The 16481-nt window shown below is 64.3% G+C and carries 14 protein-coding genes, 1 pseudogene and 1 riboswitch; of the genes and pseudogenes, 7 read left to right on the top strand and 8 right to left on the bottom strand.

Features of this window, described 5'->3' with window-relative positions; translation table 11 throughout:
* A pseudogene (locus ACB039_RS19625) lies at positions 1 to 103 on the top strand (IS5/IS1182 family transposase); the annotation flags it as partial.
* A gap of 244 nt (positions 104 to 347) precedes the next feature.
* On the opposite strand, the gene ACB039_RS19630 reads toward ACB039_RS19625, so the two are convergent.
* From ACB039_RS19630 to ACB039_RS19650, 5 genes are read right to left on the bottom strand one after another with little or no spacing between them, the layout of a single operon-like run.
* Positions 348 to 3140: an FAD-binding and (Fe-S)-binding domain-containing protein gene (locus ACB039_RS19630; RefSeq protein ID WP_182785687.1), complete on the bottom strand. Its 2793-nt coding sequence runs from the start codon at positions 3138 to 3140 to the stop codon at positions 348 to 350.
* Positions 3140 to 3784, bottom strand: a complete 645-nt coding sequence (locus tag ACB039_RS19635; protein WP_182785688.1) for an LUD domain-containing protein — start codon at positions 3782 to 3784, stop codon at positions 3140 to 3142. Before ACB039_RS19635 ends, ACB039_RS19630 begins: the two co-directional genes overlap by 1 nt.
* 1 nt (position 3785) lies before the next feature.
* Entirely contained in the window at positions 3786 to 5222 is a 1437-nt protein-coding gene (locus tag ACB039_RS19640) for a LutB/LldF family L-lactate oxidation iron-sulfur protein (protein ID WP_182785689.1), read from the bottom strand.
* Positions 5215 to 5991 carry a (Fe-S)-binding protein gene (locus ACB039_RS19645; protein ID WP_082029929.1) on the bottom strand — a complete coding sequence of 259 codons (777 nt, stop codon included), beginning with the start codon at positions 5989 to 5991 and terminating at the stop codon, positions 5215 to 5217. The genes ACB039_RS19640 and ACB039_RS19645 overlap by 8 nt, the downstream gene beginning before the upstream one ends.
* Positions 5992 to 6004: 13 nt before the next feature.
* The gene (locus ACB039_RS19650; RefSeq protein WP_268421918.1) at positions 6005 to 7702 is read right to left on the bottom strand and encodes an L-lactate permease; all 1698 of its coding nucleotides are present in this window, start codon (positions 7700 to 7702) and stop codon (positions 6005 to 6007) included.
* Positions 7703 to 7765: 63 nt separating this feature from the next.
* On the opposite strand from ACB039_RS19650, the gene ACB039_RS19655 reads away from it, so the two are divergent.
* Complete coding sequence (locus ACB039_RS19655) at positions 7766 to 8743, top strand: LysR family transcriptional regulator (protein WP_197970356.1); 978 nt, start codon at positions 7766 to 7768, stop codon at positions 8741 to 8743.
* Between the two features lie 38 nt (positions 8744 to 8781).
* On the opposite strand, the gene ACB039_RS19660 is transcribed toward ACB039_RS19655, so the two are convergent.
* Complete coding sequence (locus tag ACB039_RS19660) at positions 8782 to 9591, bottom strand: alpha/beta fold hydrolase (protein ID WP_371166268.1); 810 nt, start codon at positions 9589 to 9591, stop codon at positions 8782 to 8784.
* Positions 9592 to 9699: 108 nt separating this feature from the next.
* Between ACB039_RS19660 and ACB039_RS19665 the strand changes: the two genes are divergently transcribed.
* The 3 genes from ACB039_RS19665 to ACB039_RS19675 are packed head-to-tail and all read left to right on the top strand — an operon-like array spanning position 9700 to position 10960.
* Entirely contained in the window at positions 9700 to 10071 is a 372-nt protein-coding gene (locus ACB039_RS19665) for an MmcQ/YjbR family DNA-binding protein (protein WP_182785692.1), read from the top strand.
* Between the two features lie 5 nt (positions 10072 to 10076).
* Entirely contained in the window at positions 10077 to 10613 is a 537-nt protein-coding gene (locus ACB039_RS19670; RefSeq protein ID WP_182785693.1) for a GNAT family N-acetyltransferase, read from the top strand.
* 11 nt (positions 10614 to 10624) lie between these two features.
* Positions 10625 to 10960, top strand: coding sequence for a DUF3802 family protein (locus ACB039_RS19675; protein WP_182788928.1), 336 nt, complete (start codon positions 10625 to 10627; stop codon positions 10958 to 10960).
* A gap of 266 nt (positions 10961 to 11226) precedes the next feature.
* Here the strand turns inward: ACB039_RS19675 and msrA are convergent, their stop codons facing one another.
* Positions 11227 to 11859, bottom strand: a complete 633-nt coding sequence (gene msrA / locus ACB039_RS19680) for a peptide-methionine (S)-S-oxide reductase MsrA (protein ID WP_182785694.1) — start codon at positions 11857 to 11859, stop codon at positions 11227 to 11229.
* A gap of 252 nt (positions 11860 to 12111) precedes the next feature.
* Between msrA and argA the strand changes: the two genes are divergently transcribed.
* Both argA and lysC read left to right on the top strand, forming a co-directional pair.
* The gene (argA, locus tag ACB039_RS19685; protein WP_042648311.1) at positions 12112 to 13440 is read left to right on the top strand and encodes an amino-acid N-acetyltransferase; all 1329 of its coding nucleotides are present in this window, start codon (positions 12112 to 12114) and stop codon (positions 13438 to 13440) included.
* A gap of 108 nt (positions 13441 to 13548) precedes the next feature.
* A riboswitch (Lysine riboswitch) is annotated at positions 13549 to 13771 on the top strand.
* Positions 13772 to 13857: 86 nt separating this feature from the next.
* Complete coding sequence (gene lysC, locus ACB039_RS19690; protein WP_371166269.1) at positions 13858 to 15210, top strand: lysine-sensitive aspartokinase 3; 1353 nt, start codon at positions 13858 to 13860, stop codon at positions 15208 to 15210.
* A gap of 136 nt (positions 15211 to 15346) precedes the next feature.
* Here lysC and ACB039_RS19695 read toward each other — a convergent pair whose 3' ends face one another.
* Positions 15347 to 16441 carry a hypothetical protein gene (locus tag ACB039_RS19695; protein ID WP_371166270.1) on the bottom strand — a complete coding sequence of 365 codons (1095 nt, stop codon included), beginning with the start codon at positions 16439 to 16441 and terminating at the stop codon, positions 15347 to 15349.
* Positions 16442 to 16481 lie beyond the last annotated feature (40 nt).

Genomic DNA, 16481 nt, shown 5'->3' on the forward strand with positions numbered 1-16481 from the left:
CAAGGGGTTGCTGAAAAACGATAACCAACTGGCGATGTTATTCACGCTGGCCAACCTGTTTCGGGCGGACCAAATGATACGTCAGTGGGAGAGATCTCACTAAAAACTGGGAATAACGCCTTAAATGGCGAAGAAACGGTCTAAATAGGCTGATTCAAGGCATTTACGGGAGAAAAAACGGCTCAAACATGAAGAAATGAAATGACTGAGTCAGCCGAGAAGAATTTCCCCGCTTATTCGCACCTTCCCTAAGCCACGATAGTAAAACTAATAAATATGTACGCAAATATCCACCCACTGATTCAACAAATAAACCCCCGACAGAATTTATTCTGCCGGGGGTTTATTTATTTCGCCGCCTGATCCACCAGATAGAGGATGCTGTGATAGGGAATGCCGGCGTGCTGGCTCAGCCCCATCTCGCAGGTGCGGCTGTTGCTGAAACCCTGGCGGCAATGGCTTGGTACCTGCGCGGGCAGGCTGGCGAGCGCGGCAGCGTTGAGCTCCGGGGTCATCAACCCCTTGTCGCCGGCAAAGCCGCAGCACTGGATATGCTCCGGCACTATCACCTCCCGGGCGCAGGCACGGGCGACGCTGAGCATCGCCTCCCCCAGCCCCATGCGCCGGCTACTGCAGGTGATATGGAGCATCACGGTCTCATCGATGGGGGTCAGCTCAAGGTGCGGCAGCAGGTGTTCCAGCACAAAAGCGGAGGGCTCGAATATGCGCAGGCCCTTGCCCAGTGCCCCCGAGAGCAGCCGCTGCACGCAGGGACTGGTGTCGAGCAGCACGGGCCAGCGGCCGGCTTCGCTTGCCTGCCACAGGGCCTCGGCCAGCTCACTGCGCTTGGCCTCTGCCACCTCGACCATCCCCTTGCTGTCATAGGGCATGCCGCAGCAGAGCCCCTCAATGCCTTGCGGCACGATGACCCGGCAACCCGCTTTATTGAGGAGTGATTGCACCACGTCCGGCAGTGACGGGGCATCCTCCTGTTGGCCAAACACCCGGCTGGCGCAGGACGGCAGATAGACCACGGCGCGCTCGCTGGATCCGCTATGGCTCCCCTCCCCTGGCGGCCACTGGTAACGGCTCGGCCCAGGCAGGGTCGGCAGCCAGGCGGGCGTGCGCTGGCCGCTGACGTTACGTACCCCGTTTACCAATCCTGCCAGCGCTTTGTCTCCCAACAGCTTGCCGGCAATGCCCCTGAGCCCCAGGGCACCGCGCGCCGTGCGGGTGACGCCGGCGAAGTGATCGGCGCTCCAGCGGGCGATGGGCACGAAGCGCTGATACTTGTCGCTGCGCAGCTTCTTGATAAGGCTGCCGGTGTTGATGCCAACCGGGCAGCGATCGGCGCAGAGCCCGGTCGCGGCACAGGTGTCGATGCCCTGATAGTCAAACAGCCGGGCAAGATCCCCTGCCGCTTCACCGCTGCGACCACGGCGTGACAACTCCCGATAGAGCACGATGCGCTGGCGCGGCGAGAGCGACAGGGTGCGCGAGGGGCAGACCGCCTCGCAAAAACCGCATTCGATGCACGGATCGACGATGGCATCGCTCGCCGGCATGGGCTTGAGGTGGGCCAGGTGGGCCTTGGGGTCATCGTTGATGATGACGCCGGGATTGAGCAAGCCATCGGGGTCGAGCAGCGCCTTGATGCGCCGCATCAGCGCCATCCCCTCCGGCCCCCATTCCAACTCCACATAGGGGGCCATGTTGCGGCCGGTGCCGTGCTCGGCCTTGAGGGACCCGCCAAAGCGCACCGCGACGAGTTCGGCCACCGCATCCATAAAGGCGCCGTAGCGGGCCACCTGGGCCGGATCGTCGAACCCCTGGGTAAAAACGAAGTGCAGGTTCCCCTCCAGCGCGTGGCCAAAGATGATGGCTTCACCGTATTCGAAGCGATCGAACAGTTGCTGCAGCCCCGCCACCCCTTCCGCCAGACGCTCGATGGGAAAGGCGACATCCTCGATGATGACGGTGGTGCCGGTGGTACGCACCGCCCCCACCGCCGGGAAGAGCCCCTTGCGAATGGCCCAGAGGCCAGCGCTATCGGTAGTAAAGGGCACCGAGGCAACCTGGGCGAACCCGGCGGCCATGGCCGTCACCTGCTCGCAGCGATCCACCAGCTCCTCTTTCGATTCCCCATGCACCTCGACAAGCAAGGCGCAGGCAGCCAGATCCAGCGTCTTGATAAAGTCCGGCAGGCCGGGCTTGCCCGCGACCGAGCGAAGGGATCGTCCATCCATCAGCTCCACCGCCACCACCGGCGCACTTTTCAGGCGCGAGGTGGCCAGACACGCCTGCTCGGCGTCCCGAAACACCAGCAGGGCCGAGGCCTTGTGGGGGTATTCCGGCACGGTATCGAGCACCACCTCGGCGATAAAGCCGAGGGTCCCCTCCGAGCCAATCATCAGGTGGGTGAGGATATCGACGGGGTCCTCATGGTCGAGCAGGGCATTGATGGCGTAGCCGGTGGTGTTCTTGAGCCGGTACTTGTGGCGAATCTTGGCGGCAAGCTCGGCGTTCGCCAGCACCTCGGCGCGCAGGGCGGCGAGCCCGGCCAGCAGCTCCGGGCGCTTGGCCGCCAAGGCGGCGCGGCTTTGCGGATCGCCACTGTCCAGCACGGTGCCATCGGCCAGCAGCAAGGTCATGGCATGCAGGGTGTGATAGCTGTTGTGGGCGGTGCCGCAGCACATGCCGCTCGCGTTGTTGGCGGCGATGCCGCCAAGCTTGCAGGCGTTGATGGAGGCGGGATCCGGCCCAATCTTGCGGCCCAGAGGCGCCAGATAGCGGTTGGCATCGGCGCCGATCACCCCGGGTTGCAGGGCAATGCGCGCCCCCTCGTCCAGAATGCGGTGGCCGCGCCAGCTGTCGGTCAGGGTGATGAGCACCGAATCGCTCAGGGCCTGGCCCGAGAGGCTGGTGCCGGCGGCGCGAAAGGTGCACGGCAGGCTCAATTCGCGGCACACCCCGAGCACGAAGCGCACCTCATCGAGGGAGTCGAGGCGCACGATGCGCTCTGGCACCAGCCGGTAGAAGCTCGCGTCCGTGCCGTGGGCGAGGCGCAAGTCAGGGTCGCTCACCAGCCGCTCCGGCGGGATGCGCGAGAGCACGGCGGCGTCAAATTCATTCCAGCCCATCAGCAATCCTCCACCAGCACCACCAGCAGGCGGCTCGGGCCGTGGGCACCGTAGGCCAGGGTCTGCTGGATGTCGGCGGTCTTGGAGGGGCCGGAGACCAGCAGCAGATTGGCGGGCATGGCCTGCTGCCAGCGCCCGCCCTCCACCAGCCCCGCCAGGTTGTCGGCGATGGTGGACGCCGCCAGCAGGGCGATATGGCAGGGGGGTACCAGGGACAAGGTGCGCGGCTCGCCGCCATCCGGCAGCAACACCAGGGTGCCGGTATCGGCGATGGCACCCGCGCAATGGGTGATGCCTGCCTGACAAACGTCAAACAGATCGTCCTTCCAGCCGGAAAACTCCCCCGCCGGGGTCAACACAGAGCGCCCGGCGCTGGCGGCCGCGACTTCGGCTTGCCAGCGGCCGCCCTGGCCACAGGCCAGATGCGTCACTCCCTCTTCATCCAGCCAGGCGGCCAGATCCCGGGCAAGGTTTGCCTGTTGGACTGTGAGGATCTCGGCATGGCTGGCGCTGATCCCGGCAACAAAGCGCTCACGCCGCGCGCTATCGTCTGCCCCGCGCCAGGGCTGCCAGCCATGGGGGGCGTGGGCAATGGGGGTGGCGGCGCCGCGAAGGCGGCTTAATATGGCCTCTTTGCTCGACATCTCAGGACTCCTTTTTCTTCTGGCGCAGCAGGGCGTGCAGGCTCTGGGGGGCGGGTTTGGGGGCCTCGCGGCACTGGGTCCAGGGGCCAAGATGCTTTGGCATCAGCCCCCGCAGGCGACCGGCCACCCCGGTCGCGGCGTGATAGAGGCGCGGGTGGGTGGCGGCAAAGGCAAAGCCCTGCATGGCCAGCGTCTCGAGCCGGCTCCTGGCCGCCCCCTGCCCCGCCAGCGGTTCGTGGCCGGGCTGTGCGTCGTGCTTGGCCTCCCGGCGCAGGCGCTGCAACATGTCGGGAATGGGGATGCGCACCGGGCACACCTCGCCGCAGGCACCGCACAGGCTCGATGCGGTTACCAGATCCTGGGTGCTTTCCAGCCCCAGCAGGTGGGGGGAGACTATCTTGCCGATGGGCCCCGGGTAGATGGTGCCGTAGGCGTGGCCACCGATGCGGGTGTAGACCGGGCAGTGGTTCATGCAGGCGCCGCAGCGGATGCACTGCAAGGTCTTGCGCAGCTCCTCGTCCCGATAAGCCTGGCTGCGGCCGTTGTCGAGCAGCACCAGGTGCACCTCGTCCGGGCCGTCCAGCTCCCCTGCCCGGCGTGGGCCGCTGATGACGTTGAAGTAGGTGGTGATGGCCTGCCCGGTGGCCGAGCGGGTCAGGGCACTGTAGAGGGGCGGCACGTCGGATAAGAACTCCACCACCTTCTCGATGCCGGTGATGGCCACGTGCACTTTCGGCACCGTGGTGCACATGCGCCCGTTGCCCTCGTTCTCGACGAGGCACAGGCTGCCGGTCTCCGCCACCGCAAAGTTGACCCCCGACAACCCCATGCCGGCGCGGCGAAACTCTTCGCGCAGGGCCCGCCGCCCGGTCTGGATCAGGGCGTCCACGTCCGTGGTGGGGGTAAAGCCATCGAGGTTATGGGCGAAGGTGTCGCTCACCTCCTGCTTGTTCTTGTGGATGGCGGGCATGATGATGTGGGACGGGGTGTCGCCGTCGAGCTGGACGATAAACTCCCCCATGTCGCTCTCAAGGCAGCGGATGCCGTGGCGCGCCATCTCGTGATTGAAACCCACCTCCTCGCTCACCATGGACTTGCCCTTGACGATGCTGCTCACCCCGTGTTGCTGGGCGATGCGAAGGATGATGGCGTTGGCCTCCGCCGGCGTCTGGGCCCAGTGCACCCGGATGCCGTTGCGCTCACAGTTGGCTTCGAGCTGCTCCAGCAGCGCCGGCAGGCGTGAGAGACAGCGCTGGCGGATCTGCTCCGCCGCATCGCGCACCGCCGCCTCCTCGAGCGGGTCGGCGAAAGCATCCCGGCGCTTGGCGCGCAGGTAATCCATGGCGCCGCGAAAATTCTGGCGCAGCACGGGGTCGGCCAGAGCCGCCTCGGCCTGGGGATGGAAGCGGCGCGGCGAATACTTGGCGTGCTCACTCATGATGGGCCTCCTGTTTTTCTGACAACGGCTTGCTGTGGGCGAGCAGGAAGCTGGCCAGGTGCATGGCGAGCAGTGTCTTGCCCTGATAGGCCAGGGAGCCCTTGATGTTCAAGAGACACCCCCAGTCGGCGCTCACCAGGGTGTCGGCGCCGGTGGCCAGCAGGTGGCGGGTCTTGTCCTCCACCATGGCCTGGCTGATGTGGGGATGGCGCACCGAGAAGGTGCCGCCAAAGCCGCAGCACTCGCTCTCGTAGGCTTGTTCATGCAGGGTGACCCCATCGAGCTGACCCAGCAGGGCGCGGGCCCGGCTGTGTACCTGCATCTCGCGCCGGGCCGAGCAGGAGGTGTGCATGACGATGCTCGCCCTCCCCACCCCGTACCAGCGCACCCGGCAGACCTGGGCCAGAAACTCGGTGAGCTCGAACACCCGCTCGCAAAACGCCGCCACCTCGCGGCTCTCTGGAAACAGGCGCGCATAGTGGTGGTGCATCATGCCGCCACAGGAGCCCGACAGCACCACCACCGGCCAGGGCTCGGGGAAGAGCGCCATCTGGCTTTGCGCCACCTTGCGCGCCTCCTCTTCATGGCCCGAGGTGTAGGCCGGCTGCCCGCAGCAGGTCTGTTTCTCGACAAAGTGCACCCTTATCCCTTCCCGCTCGATCAGGGCGATGGCATCGAGCCCCGCCACCGGGTCGAACAGGTCCACCAGACAGGTGGCGTAGAGATAGACATCGGCCGGCTTGGCCGGATAGACCCGCATTACCTTCATCACTTGCTCTCCTTTACTTGAGCTGCAGCAAGACGTCCGAGATGTGGAAGCTGTACATGAGCACCAACCCGATGAGGCCGGTGGCCAGCAGATAGTAGAGGGTCGGCAGCGCGGTCTTGCGCAGCGTCTCCCCCTCGCGCCCCAGCAGCCCCACGGTGGCCGACGCCGCCACCACGTTGTGGATGGCAATCATGTTGCCGGCCGCCGCGCCCACGGCCTGCAGCGCCAGCATGGCGGCAGTGGATACCCCGAGGGTCTGCGCCACTTCAAACTGGAACTGGCTGAACATCATGTTCGACACCGTGTTGGAACCGGCGATAAAGGCTCCCAGTGCGCCTATGGTGGCGCTCAGGGCCGGGAAGAACTCCCCCACCAGCCCGGCGGCAAAATTCGCCGTGGTCACCGGCATGCTGGCAAGATCCGCCCCGTTCACGCCGGAGTTGATGAAGATGCGCACCATGGGCACGGTAAAGATGAGCACGAAGCCGGCGCCTAGCAGGGTGCGGCTGGACTCCCCCATCGCCCGACCAAAGGGGGCGAGGGAGCGCGATTGCAGCAAGGTGGCGAGCAGGGCGCAGAGCACCAGCAGACCCCCCGGCAGGTAGAGCGGCTCGATGGAGGCGCTGACCCCCTTCTCCCCCAGCAGATCGGTGAAGGCGAGGCTCACCGACAGGAGGCTTGCCTTGAACGCCGGGCTCACCCGGCTCGCCACCAGCAACAACGCCAGCGCCACATAGGGGAGCCAGGCCAGCAGCAGCGACATGGGGCGGGCGGCGGCGTCTTTCAGATCCAGCTTGATGGAGCCCAGCCACTCGGCAGGCCACTCTTTCTCGGGGGCAAAATCCCACTGTGCCTTGGGCACCAGGAAACCGCGACGCGCCGCCGTCACTACCAGGGCGAGCCCCACCAGACCGCCGATGAGGGACGGGAACTCGGGACCGAGCAGCATGCCGGTCAGGGCGTAAGGCACGGTGAAGGCGAGCCCGGCGAAGAGGGCGAACGGCAGGATGGCGAGCCCTTCGGTCCAGCTGCGGTGGCGGCCGAAGAAGCGGGTCAGCATCATCACCATCAACACCGGCATCAGGGTGCCGACGGTGGCGTGAATGAGGGCCACGTTGGTGGTCACCTGCTGCAGGTAGATGTCCCAGCTGCTGCCACCAGCGCTTAAGGTGTGGCCGATGGCCTGGTTATCCAGCCCCTTGTTGATACCAACGAGAATGGGGGTGCCCACCGCGCCGAACGACACTGGGGTGGACTGGATCATCATGCCGAGCAGCACGGCGGCGAGCGCCGGAAAGCCGATGGCCACCAGCAAGGGGGCGGCGATGGCCGCCGGGGTGCCAAAGCCAGAAGCCCCTTCGATGAAGGCACCGAAGCACCAGGCGATGATGATGGCCTGGATGCGCCGGTCCGGCGAGATGTTGGTAAAACCGCCGCGAATGGCGCTGATGGCGCCGGTGTGTTTGAGGGTGTTGAGCATCAAGATGGCGCCGAACACTATCCAGAGCACGGTCACCGTGATCACCAACCCCTGCAGGGTGGAGGCAAAGACCCGGGTCGGGCTCATCTGCCAGCCCCAGAGGGCGATGAACACGGTCAACAGGAAGGCGATGGGCATGGCGCGCTTGGCGGGCCAGTTGAGGCCAACCAGCAGCACGGCGGCCACCAGGATCGGCGAGAAGGCCACCAGGGCCAGCAGGGTGTCTGTCATCATTGCGTCCTTGTCCAGAAGAGGCACCGTGGGGGCACCTTGTTGTTGTTTTGTTAATCGGACGTGACCTTACCCTGTTCCTTTTTCGCGATATATGGAAATAATGAACAACATTCGTTCCAAAAGTTGATCAATATGGCCAGTACCGACGACCTCATCCTCTTCGCCCAGGTGGTGGAGGCAGGCTCCTTCAGCAAGGTGGCTGAGCAAAATTCCATTACAAATTCAGTGGTTAGCAAACGGATCGGACGCCTTGAGGAAGAACTCGGGGTGCAGTTGCTCTATCGCACCACCCGCCGGCTCACCCTGAGCGAGGCAGGCAAGGAGCTCTATCAGGGTGCGAAAAATGTGAAGGCCGCCGCACTGGACGCCTTCGATGCGGTGGCGGGGTTTGGCGAAAAGGTGAGCGGCCATGTGCGCATGTCGGTGCCCACCATCTCGGGAGAGCTGCTGCTGGCCGATGCGGTGGCCGATTTTTGCCAGCAGCACCCGGGGCTCACGGTGGAGATGTCGCTGGACAACCGCTTCGTCAATCTGGTGGAAGAGGGGTTCGATCTGGTCATTCGCACCGGTTATCTGGATGACTCCAGCCTCATCGCCCGCCATATCCTCGACTCCCAGTGGGTGATCTGCGCGGCCCCCGCCTATGTGCGCCACTTCGGAGCGCCGCGCGAGCCCGCAGACCTGCAGGCTCACAACTGCCTGCGCTACGCCTACCAGAGCACGGGGGCGTCGGAGTGGGCCTTCAAGGGGGAGGACGGTAACTATCTGGTGTCGGTGTCGGGGAGCTTTTCAACCGACAACGCCGGTGCCCTGCGCAAGGCGGCGCTGGGGGGGCGCGGCATCGTCTATGTGCCGCGCTGCCTGGTCTATCACGATTTGATGAGCGGGAATCTGGTGGATTTGTTTCCGGAGCGGGTGGGCAAGAAGCTTGGCATCTACGCCGTCTACCCCTTCACCCGCCAGCCGCCGCGCAAGATCCGGCTGCTGATCGAGCATATCCGCCAGCGCTATCTGGATATCGCCCACTACTTCGTCTGAGAGGACTGCGCTCACCCAGGAGGGGGCTTGGCGCGGGATCAGGCTTCTAGCGGCGCAGCGGGCAAGACGCTCGCCTGGGTAGAGAGAAATGCCAGGGATTGACGATTGAAGTGGTCGGGCTGCTCCACGTTGCAGACATGGCCGCAGTTTTCGATGATCTCGAGCCGGCTGTAGGGGTCGCGGGCCACCTGCTCGCGCACCGGGGTGAGGAACATGTGATCCTCCTCCCCCATCACATAGAGGGTCGGGATCGGCAGGGCCCGCTCCTTGAAGTAGCGCATCAGCAGGTTGACTTCGGTGGCGAGGCGGAACCAGCGTTTGAACTCCTTCTGGCAGAGTTTGCGAGCCTCGCGCACGAAGAGGTTGCGGGACTCCTGATGGTGCTGGCGCGGCATGATGATGAAGGCGAACAACCGGTAGAGCCACATGTAGGGCAGGATGTGCTGGCCGACCCGGCCAAGCTGCACCAGCACCCGGGAGCGGATATCGAGGCGCAGGATGGCGCCGCCGAGCACCATGCTCTTGACCCGCTCGGGGCAGAGCTCGGCCAGGTGGCGGATGAGGATGGTGCCAAGGGAGATGCCGACAAAATGGGCGCGGGGAATGCGCAGGTGATCGAGCAGTCGCAGGATGTCCTCGGTCACGGCCCGAAAGCTGTAGTGCCCCTTGACAACCTGTTGCAACTGGTTGGACTGGCCGTGGCCGCGCAGGTCGAGCAGCAGCACGTTGAAGTGCTCCCGGTAGGCGCGCAGCTGCTTGAACCAGATGGAGGAGCTGCCGCCGGCGCCGTGCACGAACACCACCCAATCCCGATCGGGGCCCAGCTCAAAGGTCTTGTGGTACAACATCTTATGGGCTCCCGGGGGGTTGAGGGATATACTCGGCGGGCATATTAACAGATGGGGCGCCCCGCTGAATATGCTGCCACTTATCATCGGACCAGCATGGAGTCCTGTATGAGCCTTGTATCGTTACGTGAATTCCTGCTCAGCCTGCCGGGGGCAACCGAGGATACCCCCTTCGGCCCGGAGTTCCTGGTCTACCGCATCGCCGGCAAGATGTTCGCCCTGGTGAACTGGCAGGCCGAGCCCCTCACCATCAACCTCAAATGCGAGCCCGAACTCGCACTTTTGCTGCGGGAGATCCATCCCGAGGTGAAACCCGGCTGGCACATGAATAAGCAGCACTGGAACACGGTGACCCTGGTCGAGGGTCTGGACACCGACCTCTGGCAGGGCTGGATTGAACACTCCTATGAGCGGGTGGTGGCCGGCCTGCCCAGGGCCAGGCGACCGCAGGTGCCAACCCTGTCAGGCAGGGCAGGATAACATCGATGCCGCAGACACAAAAAACCGCGCCCGCCCGGATCAGGCCTCTGAGGGAGCAGCACATCCCCGCGCTGCTGGCCCTGTTCGAGCAGTCGGTGCGCCGCATAGGCCCGGAGCATTACAGTCCGCAGCAGGTGGAGCAATGGGCGCTGGGCGCCCGTCACCCCGGCTTGGTCAGCCAGTTGCGCGAGCACCACGGCTGGGTCATCGAGCAGCAGGGCATCCCCCTAGGCTTTGTCACCCTGAGCGATGACGGCCACCTCAGCCTGCTCTATGTGAGCCCGGATCATCCGCGTCAGGGGCTCGGCGGCCTGCTGCTGGCACGGGCGCTGCAGGCGGCCAGCCAGTTGGGCCTGCACAGCCTGACCACGGAGGCCAGCGCCTTCAGCCTCGCGCTGTTTCTGCGCCACGGGTTCGAGCAGGCCGGATTGGAAACCGTGGAGCGCGGCGGGGTCAGTTTTGTCCGCCATCGCCTCTACTGCCGCTTGCCAAGCCAAGGCCAGCCACTAAAATACCCACCATTTCCCCAAAGCAATGAATGAAGGCAGCCATCATGGTGGTAGAGAGCGACGGTTATATTGCGCTGATCGAGTATCTGGTAGAGAGTCTGGGCCTGTTCGAGAGCCAGCAGCAGGGCACTGGCTCCCAGACCATAGAGGATCTGGTGAGCAACCGGGTGGCAGGCAACCTTATGGCCATCTGCGAGCAGAACCCTCAGCTCGACCCCAAGGTGCGTTTCATGATCATGCAGGAGGCCGACGCCGTGGTGGCCGATCTGGAGGAGGTGCTTTCCGCCGTCTGGCTGCGGGCGCCCACCCCGGCACAGCACGCCTTCCTCGATGAGTTCATCAGTCTCATCAAGAACCTGTTCGACAGCACCATCCGCTAGCCCCTCCCCCGCGGCCGCACGGCCGAAAAGTGAAAAGGGCCGCCTCAAAGGGCAGCCCTGCTTGCTATCACTTCCGATTCATCGCGCTTGTCAGTGGAATGAATGTCGAGGCAAGAAATGTGTCTGGTCTTGGCTGCCGTCCATGGTAGCTAACCTGTTAGTCTGCCGAGGTTCGGTTAAGTTCCCGACCAGGACACTTTTTTTAATATTTCTTTCAAAAAAACGAAACAGGGGCCGGATGGCCCCTGTTTTATACATGCTGCGCCTCAGCGGTTCAGGCTGGGCGGCAGGCAGACGCCAATGCCGCCCAACCCGCAATACCCTTCCGGATTCTTCTCCAGATATTGCTGATGGTAATCCTCGGCGTAGTAGAAAGGGGCCAGCGGCAGGATCCGGGTGGTGATGGGACGGGCATCGCCGCTCGCCATCATGGCCTGCTGATAGGCGGCCAGACTCTGCTGGGCGATGGCCTCCTGACTGTCATCCCCATAGAAGATCACCGAGCGGTACTGGGTGCCGATGTCACCACCCTGGCGCATGCCCTGGGCCGGATCGTGCTGCTCCCAGAACAGCTTGAGCAGCTCGCCATAACTGATGACCTTAGGGTCGAACACCACCTGCACAGTCTCGGCATGACCGGTCAGACCGCTGCACACCTCCTTGTAGGTGGGGTTTGGCGTCAGACCCCCCTGATAACCGGCGGCGGTGGAATAGACGCCGGGCTGCTGCCAGAACAGGCGCTCCACACCCCAGAAGCACCCCATGCCAAACCAGGCAAGCTCCATCCCCTCGGGCCAGGGGCCCTGAGTCGGGTGGCCGTTGACGGCATGCTGCTGGCCGATCGCCAGCGCTTCCCGTCGTCCCGGCAGCGCCTCTGCCGGTGAAATAATCTGCTCCATATGCCCTGTCCTTGAATAAAACCCCGCGCGATGCGGCTGACGAAAAGGAACCCCGAAGATAACAGGTTATGAGCCCGGATCAACCGAGGCGGCCCCTTCACCGGGCTGACCGCCCCCCGACTCGCCCTGGCACAGGGCGTCTGCGACTGGTCAAAATGGCGGCACAAAACACCAAAACCAATATTTAGTCTTGATTTGTGAATTTATTTTCATATATTGAGCAAATTGCTGCTTTTTTATGGAATGAAACACGTGCGTGAACGCGAACCCAGCCTGGTCCATGCCTTTCGGCAATCCACCCCCTATGTCAACGTGCACCGGGGCGCCACCTTCGTGCTGATGATGGGCGGGGAAGCCATCTGCCACCCCAACTTTGCCAATATCGTCAGCGATATCGCCCTGCTGCAGACGCTTGGGATCCGTCTGGTCCTGGTATTCGGCTCGCGTCCGCAAAACGACGAGGCGCTGGCCCGCGCCGGCATCGAGGCCCAGTACCACAGACGGATCCGGGTCACCGATGACAAGAGCTTCGCCATCATCAAACAGGTGTGTGGCGGTCTGCAATACGACATCACGGCCCAGCTCTCCATGGGGCTGGCCAACACCCCCATGCAGGGCGCGCGCATCAGCGTGGTGAGCGGCAACTTCGTCACCGCCCAGCCGCTCGGCGTCGAGGATGGCATCGACTACTGCCACAGCGGCCGGGTGCGGCGCATCGACGTGGAGGGGATCACCCGCCAGCTGGATCAGCATGGTCTGGTGCTCATCTCCCCCATCGGCTGCTCGGTCACCGGCGAGAGCTTCAACCTGAGTTCCGAAGAGGTGGCGCGTCGGGTGGCGGTGGATCTCAAGGCAGACAAGCTCATCTGTTTCAGCAGCACCCAGGGGGTGATGAACAGACAAGGCGAGGCCATCTCCGAGCTCTTCCCCGAGCAGGCAGAAGAGCTGCTGGTGGAGCTCGAGCAGGCCGGCGAGGAGATGTCCGGCACCGCCCGCTACCTGCGTGCGGCCATTGCCTCCTGCCGGGGCGGCGTGCCGCGCTCCCACCTGGTGAGCTATCAGGATGACGGCGCCATGCTGCAGGAGCTGTTCAGCCGCGAGGGGCTCGGCACCCAGATAGTGCGCGAAAGCGCCGAGCGGGCACGGGCCGCCACCATCGAAGACATCGGCGGCATCCTGGATCTGATCCGGCCGCTGGAGGAGGAAGGCATCCTGGTGCGCCGCTCCCGTGAGCAGCTGGAGATGGAGATAGACAAGTTCACCATCATCGAGCGCGACGGCCTCATCATCGGTTGCGCGGCGCTCTACTGTTTCATGGAGGAGGCGATGGCCGAGATGGCCTGCGTCGCCATCCATCCCGAGTACCGCAACTCCAACCGGGGGGATCAGCTGATCGCCAAGGTGGCCGAGCGGGCCAAGCGGCTCGGCATCCGCCGCCTGTTCGTGCTCACCACCCGTTCCATCCACTGGTTCCGGGAGCGGGGCTTCGATCCCCTGGAGGTGGAAGATCTCCCGGTGGCGCGCCAGCGGCTCTACAACTGGCAGCGTCGCTCCAAGGTTTTGTCCAAGACCATTTCGTAACTGATTGATCTTGTGCCTGGTTGTTGCCAATTGTGTACTTTTTTACGAACTCGATTGACAGTGCAATCCAGAGCAAGGTATTTCTACATGCACGCCACCTTTCAGGGTGGCACCAGAAGAGGAGCGCTGCCCAGGCAGCCCAAGGGAGGACACCAGAGTCCGGTGAACTTGGGTCAGGGGGAGCAGCGCCGAGACGAGTGAGGCAACTGGTATACCTCAACGTCGGCTGCGGGGGCTGAATCCCCCGGGTTGTCATCGGTCGTGTGCATCCCACAGGCATCCAGCAGGATCCTTGTGGGATGGGCACCGCGGATGGAGTGCTTCTGGCCGGGATCCTTCGCTATTCCTGCCATTTTCTGCCTCCTCCTCTCTTTTGCCCGATGAAACCGGATTTTCACCTTGAGACAGGAGTATGCAATGAACCCGATCAACGTCGCCAAGTTTGGCGGAACCAGTGTCGCCGATGCCGCGGCCATGAACCATTGCGCCGACGTGGTGCTGGCCAATCCGGCGACCCGGGTGGTGGTGCTGAGCGCCAGCGCCGGGGTCACCAACCTGCTGGTGAGCCTGGCTCAGGGTGAACTGGACGAAGCCGGGCAGGATGCCCAGCTCGCCAGACTGACCGGGATCCAGCAGGCCATCCTGACGGCGCTTGGCAACCCGGGCGAAGTGAGCGCTCTCATTCACGCCCAGCTTGGCGACATTCGCACCATGGCCCGCCAGGCCTGCCAGCACACCGATGCCGAACTGGCAGACCGCCTCATCGCCTGCGGCGAGCTGATGTCCACCTGCCTCTTCACCGAACTGCTGCACCAGCGGGGCATCAAGGCCTGCTGGCAGGACGCACGCCAGCTGCTGCGCACCGACAGCCGCTTTGGCAAGGCCACCGTGGATCTCGCCGCCACCCGCACCCTCTGCCAAGCCACGCTGGGCCCGCTGCTCGGTGACAGCCTAATCATCACCCAGGGCTTCATCGGCGCCGACGCCGATGGCCGCACCACCACCCTGGGCCGGGGCGGCTCCGACTACAGCGCGGCCCTGCTCGCCGAGGCGCTGGACGCAGGCAGCATAGAGATCTGGACAGACGTGCCCGGCATCTACACCACGGATCCGCGCCTGGTCACCCGGGCCCGCCCCATCCCGGAAATCAGCTTCGTGGAGGCAGCCGAGATGGCCACCTTCGGCGCCAAGGTGCTGCACCCGGCCACCCTGCAACCCGCACTGCGCCAGGACATTCCGGTGTTCGTCGGCTCAGCCAGGGATCCCGCAGCAGGTGGCACCTGGATCCGCGCCAGCACCGAGACCTGCCCGCTGTTTCGCGCCGTGGCCCTGCGCCGCCAGCAGGTGCTGGTCACCCTGCACAGCCTCAACATGTTCCACGCCTACGGCTTTTTGGCGGAGGTGTTCGGCATCCTGGCCCGTCACCGCATCTCGGTGGATCTCATCACCACCTCTGAGGTGAGCGTGTCACTGACCCTGGATCACACTGGCAGCCAGAGCAACGGCGAGCCCATCCTGGGCGACAAGGTGCTGGCGGAGCTCGGCCAGCTATGCAAGGTGGAGGTGGAGACCGACTTCGCCCTGGTGGCCCTCATCGGCAACCGCATGAGCGAGGCCGCCGGGGTGGGCAGCCGGGTGTTCGACGCCATTCGCGAGCACAACATCCGGATGATCTGCTACGGCGCCAGCGCCCACAACCTCTGCTTCCTGGTCAAGGAGAGCGAGGCAGGCAACATCGTCAACCGCCTCCATCAGGAGCTGCTCGACTGAGCCTGACGAAACCTTGTCAGACCCTTCTCCCCTTGGGGAGAAGGGTCTGTTATCAGGGGAAGGCCATAACGCCAGCATCGATATCAACGAAGAGGGGCGCCGATGCGCCCCTCTTGTCATTGAGTCAGCCGTCATGTCAGCCCATGGGCTGGCTTGCCGGGGTTGGCAGCAGGTTGGCCCGGATCTGCTCACGCAGCGCCCCCAGCCGTTGCAACAGCGCAGTCTGGCTGAGCCCTGCCTCGTCCGGCCCCAGGTTCTCGGCCAGCGCCGGGAAGTGATCCCGCACCGCCTGCTCCAGCCAGTCGAGGCGACGCAGGGTCATGGGGCCGCAACTCTTGCCGCTGAGATCGTCCTGAATGTCGAGCCGGTGGCTGCGATACATGTCGCGCCACCAGTTGGCGGCGAGCGCCTCGTCGCTTGCCAGCGCCGCACTCCACTCTCCCACCAGCCCCTGCATGCGGGCCAGCACGGGGGCACTGGCCCCCTCCCGGCTAAGGTACTGCAACTCCCCCTTCGCCCAGGCGAGGCAGAGCCCCCGCCAGTGGCGAAACAGCGGCAAGGGATCGGCATCATCCAACCAGAGCCCTGACAGGGTGCGGGTCTCCAGCCGCTCCGGCACATGAAATTCAGGGTCGCTCAGACCATTGGAGTTGAACTCGTGGAGGGGATCGAAGGGCCACATGTAGCCAAAGTCGAACACCGAGATCTGCTGGCCGTCGTCGAGCAGGTTGCCCGGGCTCGGATCCCAGTCAAACCAGCCCCAGCGCGCCAGCTCGGCCTCCACCGCCAGCATCTGCGCCAGGTTGCGCTCATTGAGCCTGCACACCGGCTCTCCCCGCAGCCAGGGGGAAACCAGCACCCCGGCGCGGGCCGAACCGAAGCTGGTGCAGACCACGTTGGAGAGGATGGTGGGGTGCAGCTCCCGCAGGCTCTCTATCTCCCGACGCCGCTCCAGTTCGGTGAGAAAGGCGGTCTTGCCGTCGACGTTGGCCACCAGGGAGTCTGGTCGGCACCGCTTCAGGCACCAGTGATGGCCCTCCACCTTGAGGTGGAACACCTCGGCGGTGAGCCCGTGACCATAGACCCTGACGACGTCCGGGTGATCCTCGGTGAGCCTTAACAACTGGGCAAGAGGCAGGGGACAGTCTCGCTCACGTCCGATCCGGATCTCGTCGTTGTTCTCCAGCATCTGGAGCAATCTTGCCTGACGTGCCGCAACCTTGGGATTCATACATGTACCTCCAACCGTTACTGAGAGACTAAACAGCGCC

It is taken from the genome of Aeromonas sp. S2(2024), assembly GCF_041402505.1.
Classification (GTDB): Bacteria; Pseudomonadota; Gammaproteobacteria; order Enterobacterales; family Aeromonadaceae; genus Aeromonas; species Aeromonas media.

What these genes read in the sequence shown, in the direction of transcription:
- ACB039_RS19630 (WP_182785687.1), bottom strand. Translation starts at nt 3,140, where the DNA reads ATGGGCTGGAATGAATTTGACGCCGCCGTGCTCTCGCGCATCCCGCCG.
- ACB039_RS19635 (WP_182785688.1), bottom strand. Translation starts at nt 3,784, where the DNA reads ATGTCGAGCAAAGAGGCCATATTAAGCCGCCTTCGCGGCGCCGCCACC.
- ACB039_RS19640 (WP_182785689.1), bottom strand. Translation starts at nt 5,222, where the DNA reads ATGAGTGAGCACGCCAAGTATTCGCCGCGCCGCTTCCATCCCCAGGCC.
- ACB039_RS19645 (WP_082029929.1), bottom strand. Translation starts at nt 5,991, where the DNA reads ATGAAGGTAATGCGGGTCTATCCGGCCAAGCCGGCCGATGTCTATCTC.
- ACB039_RS19650 (WP_268421918.1), bottom strand. Translation starts at nt 7,702, where the DNA reads ATGACAGACACCCTGCTGGCCCTGGTGGCCTTCTCGCCGATCCTGGTG.
- ACB039_RS19660 (WP_371166268.1), bottom strand. Translation starts at nt 9,591, where the DNA reads ATGTTGTACCACAAGACCTTTGAGCTGGGCCCCGATCGGGATTGGGTG.
- ACB039_RS19665 (WP_182785692.1), top strand. Translation starts at nt 9,700, where the DNA reads ATGAGCCTTGTATCGTTACGTGAATTCCTGCTCAGCCTGCCGGGGGCA.
- ACB039_RS19670 (WP_182785693.1), top strand. Translation starts at nt 10,077, where the DNA reads ATGCCGCAGACACAAAAAACCGCGCCCGCCCGGATCAGGCCTCTGAGG.
- ACB039_RS19675 (WP_182788928.1), top strand. Translation starts at nt 10,625, where the DNA reads ATGGTGGTAGAGAGCGACGGTTATATTGCGCTGATCGAGTATCTGGTA.
- msrA (WP_182785694.1), bottom strand. Translation starts at nt 11,859, where the DNA reads ATGGAGCAGATTATTTCACCGGCAGAGGCGCTGCCGGGACGACGGGAA.
- lysC (WP_371166269.1), top strand. Translation starts at nt 13,858, where the DNA reads ATGAACCCGATCAACGTCGCCAAGTTTGGCGGAACCAGTGTCGCCGAT.
- ACB039_RS19695 (WP_371166270.1), bottom strand. Translation starts at nt 16,441, where the DNA reads ATGAATCCCAAGGTTGCGGCACGTCAGGCAAGATTGCTCCAGATGCTG.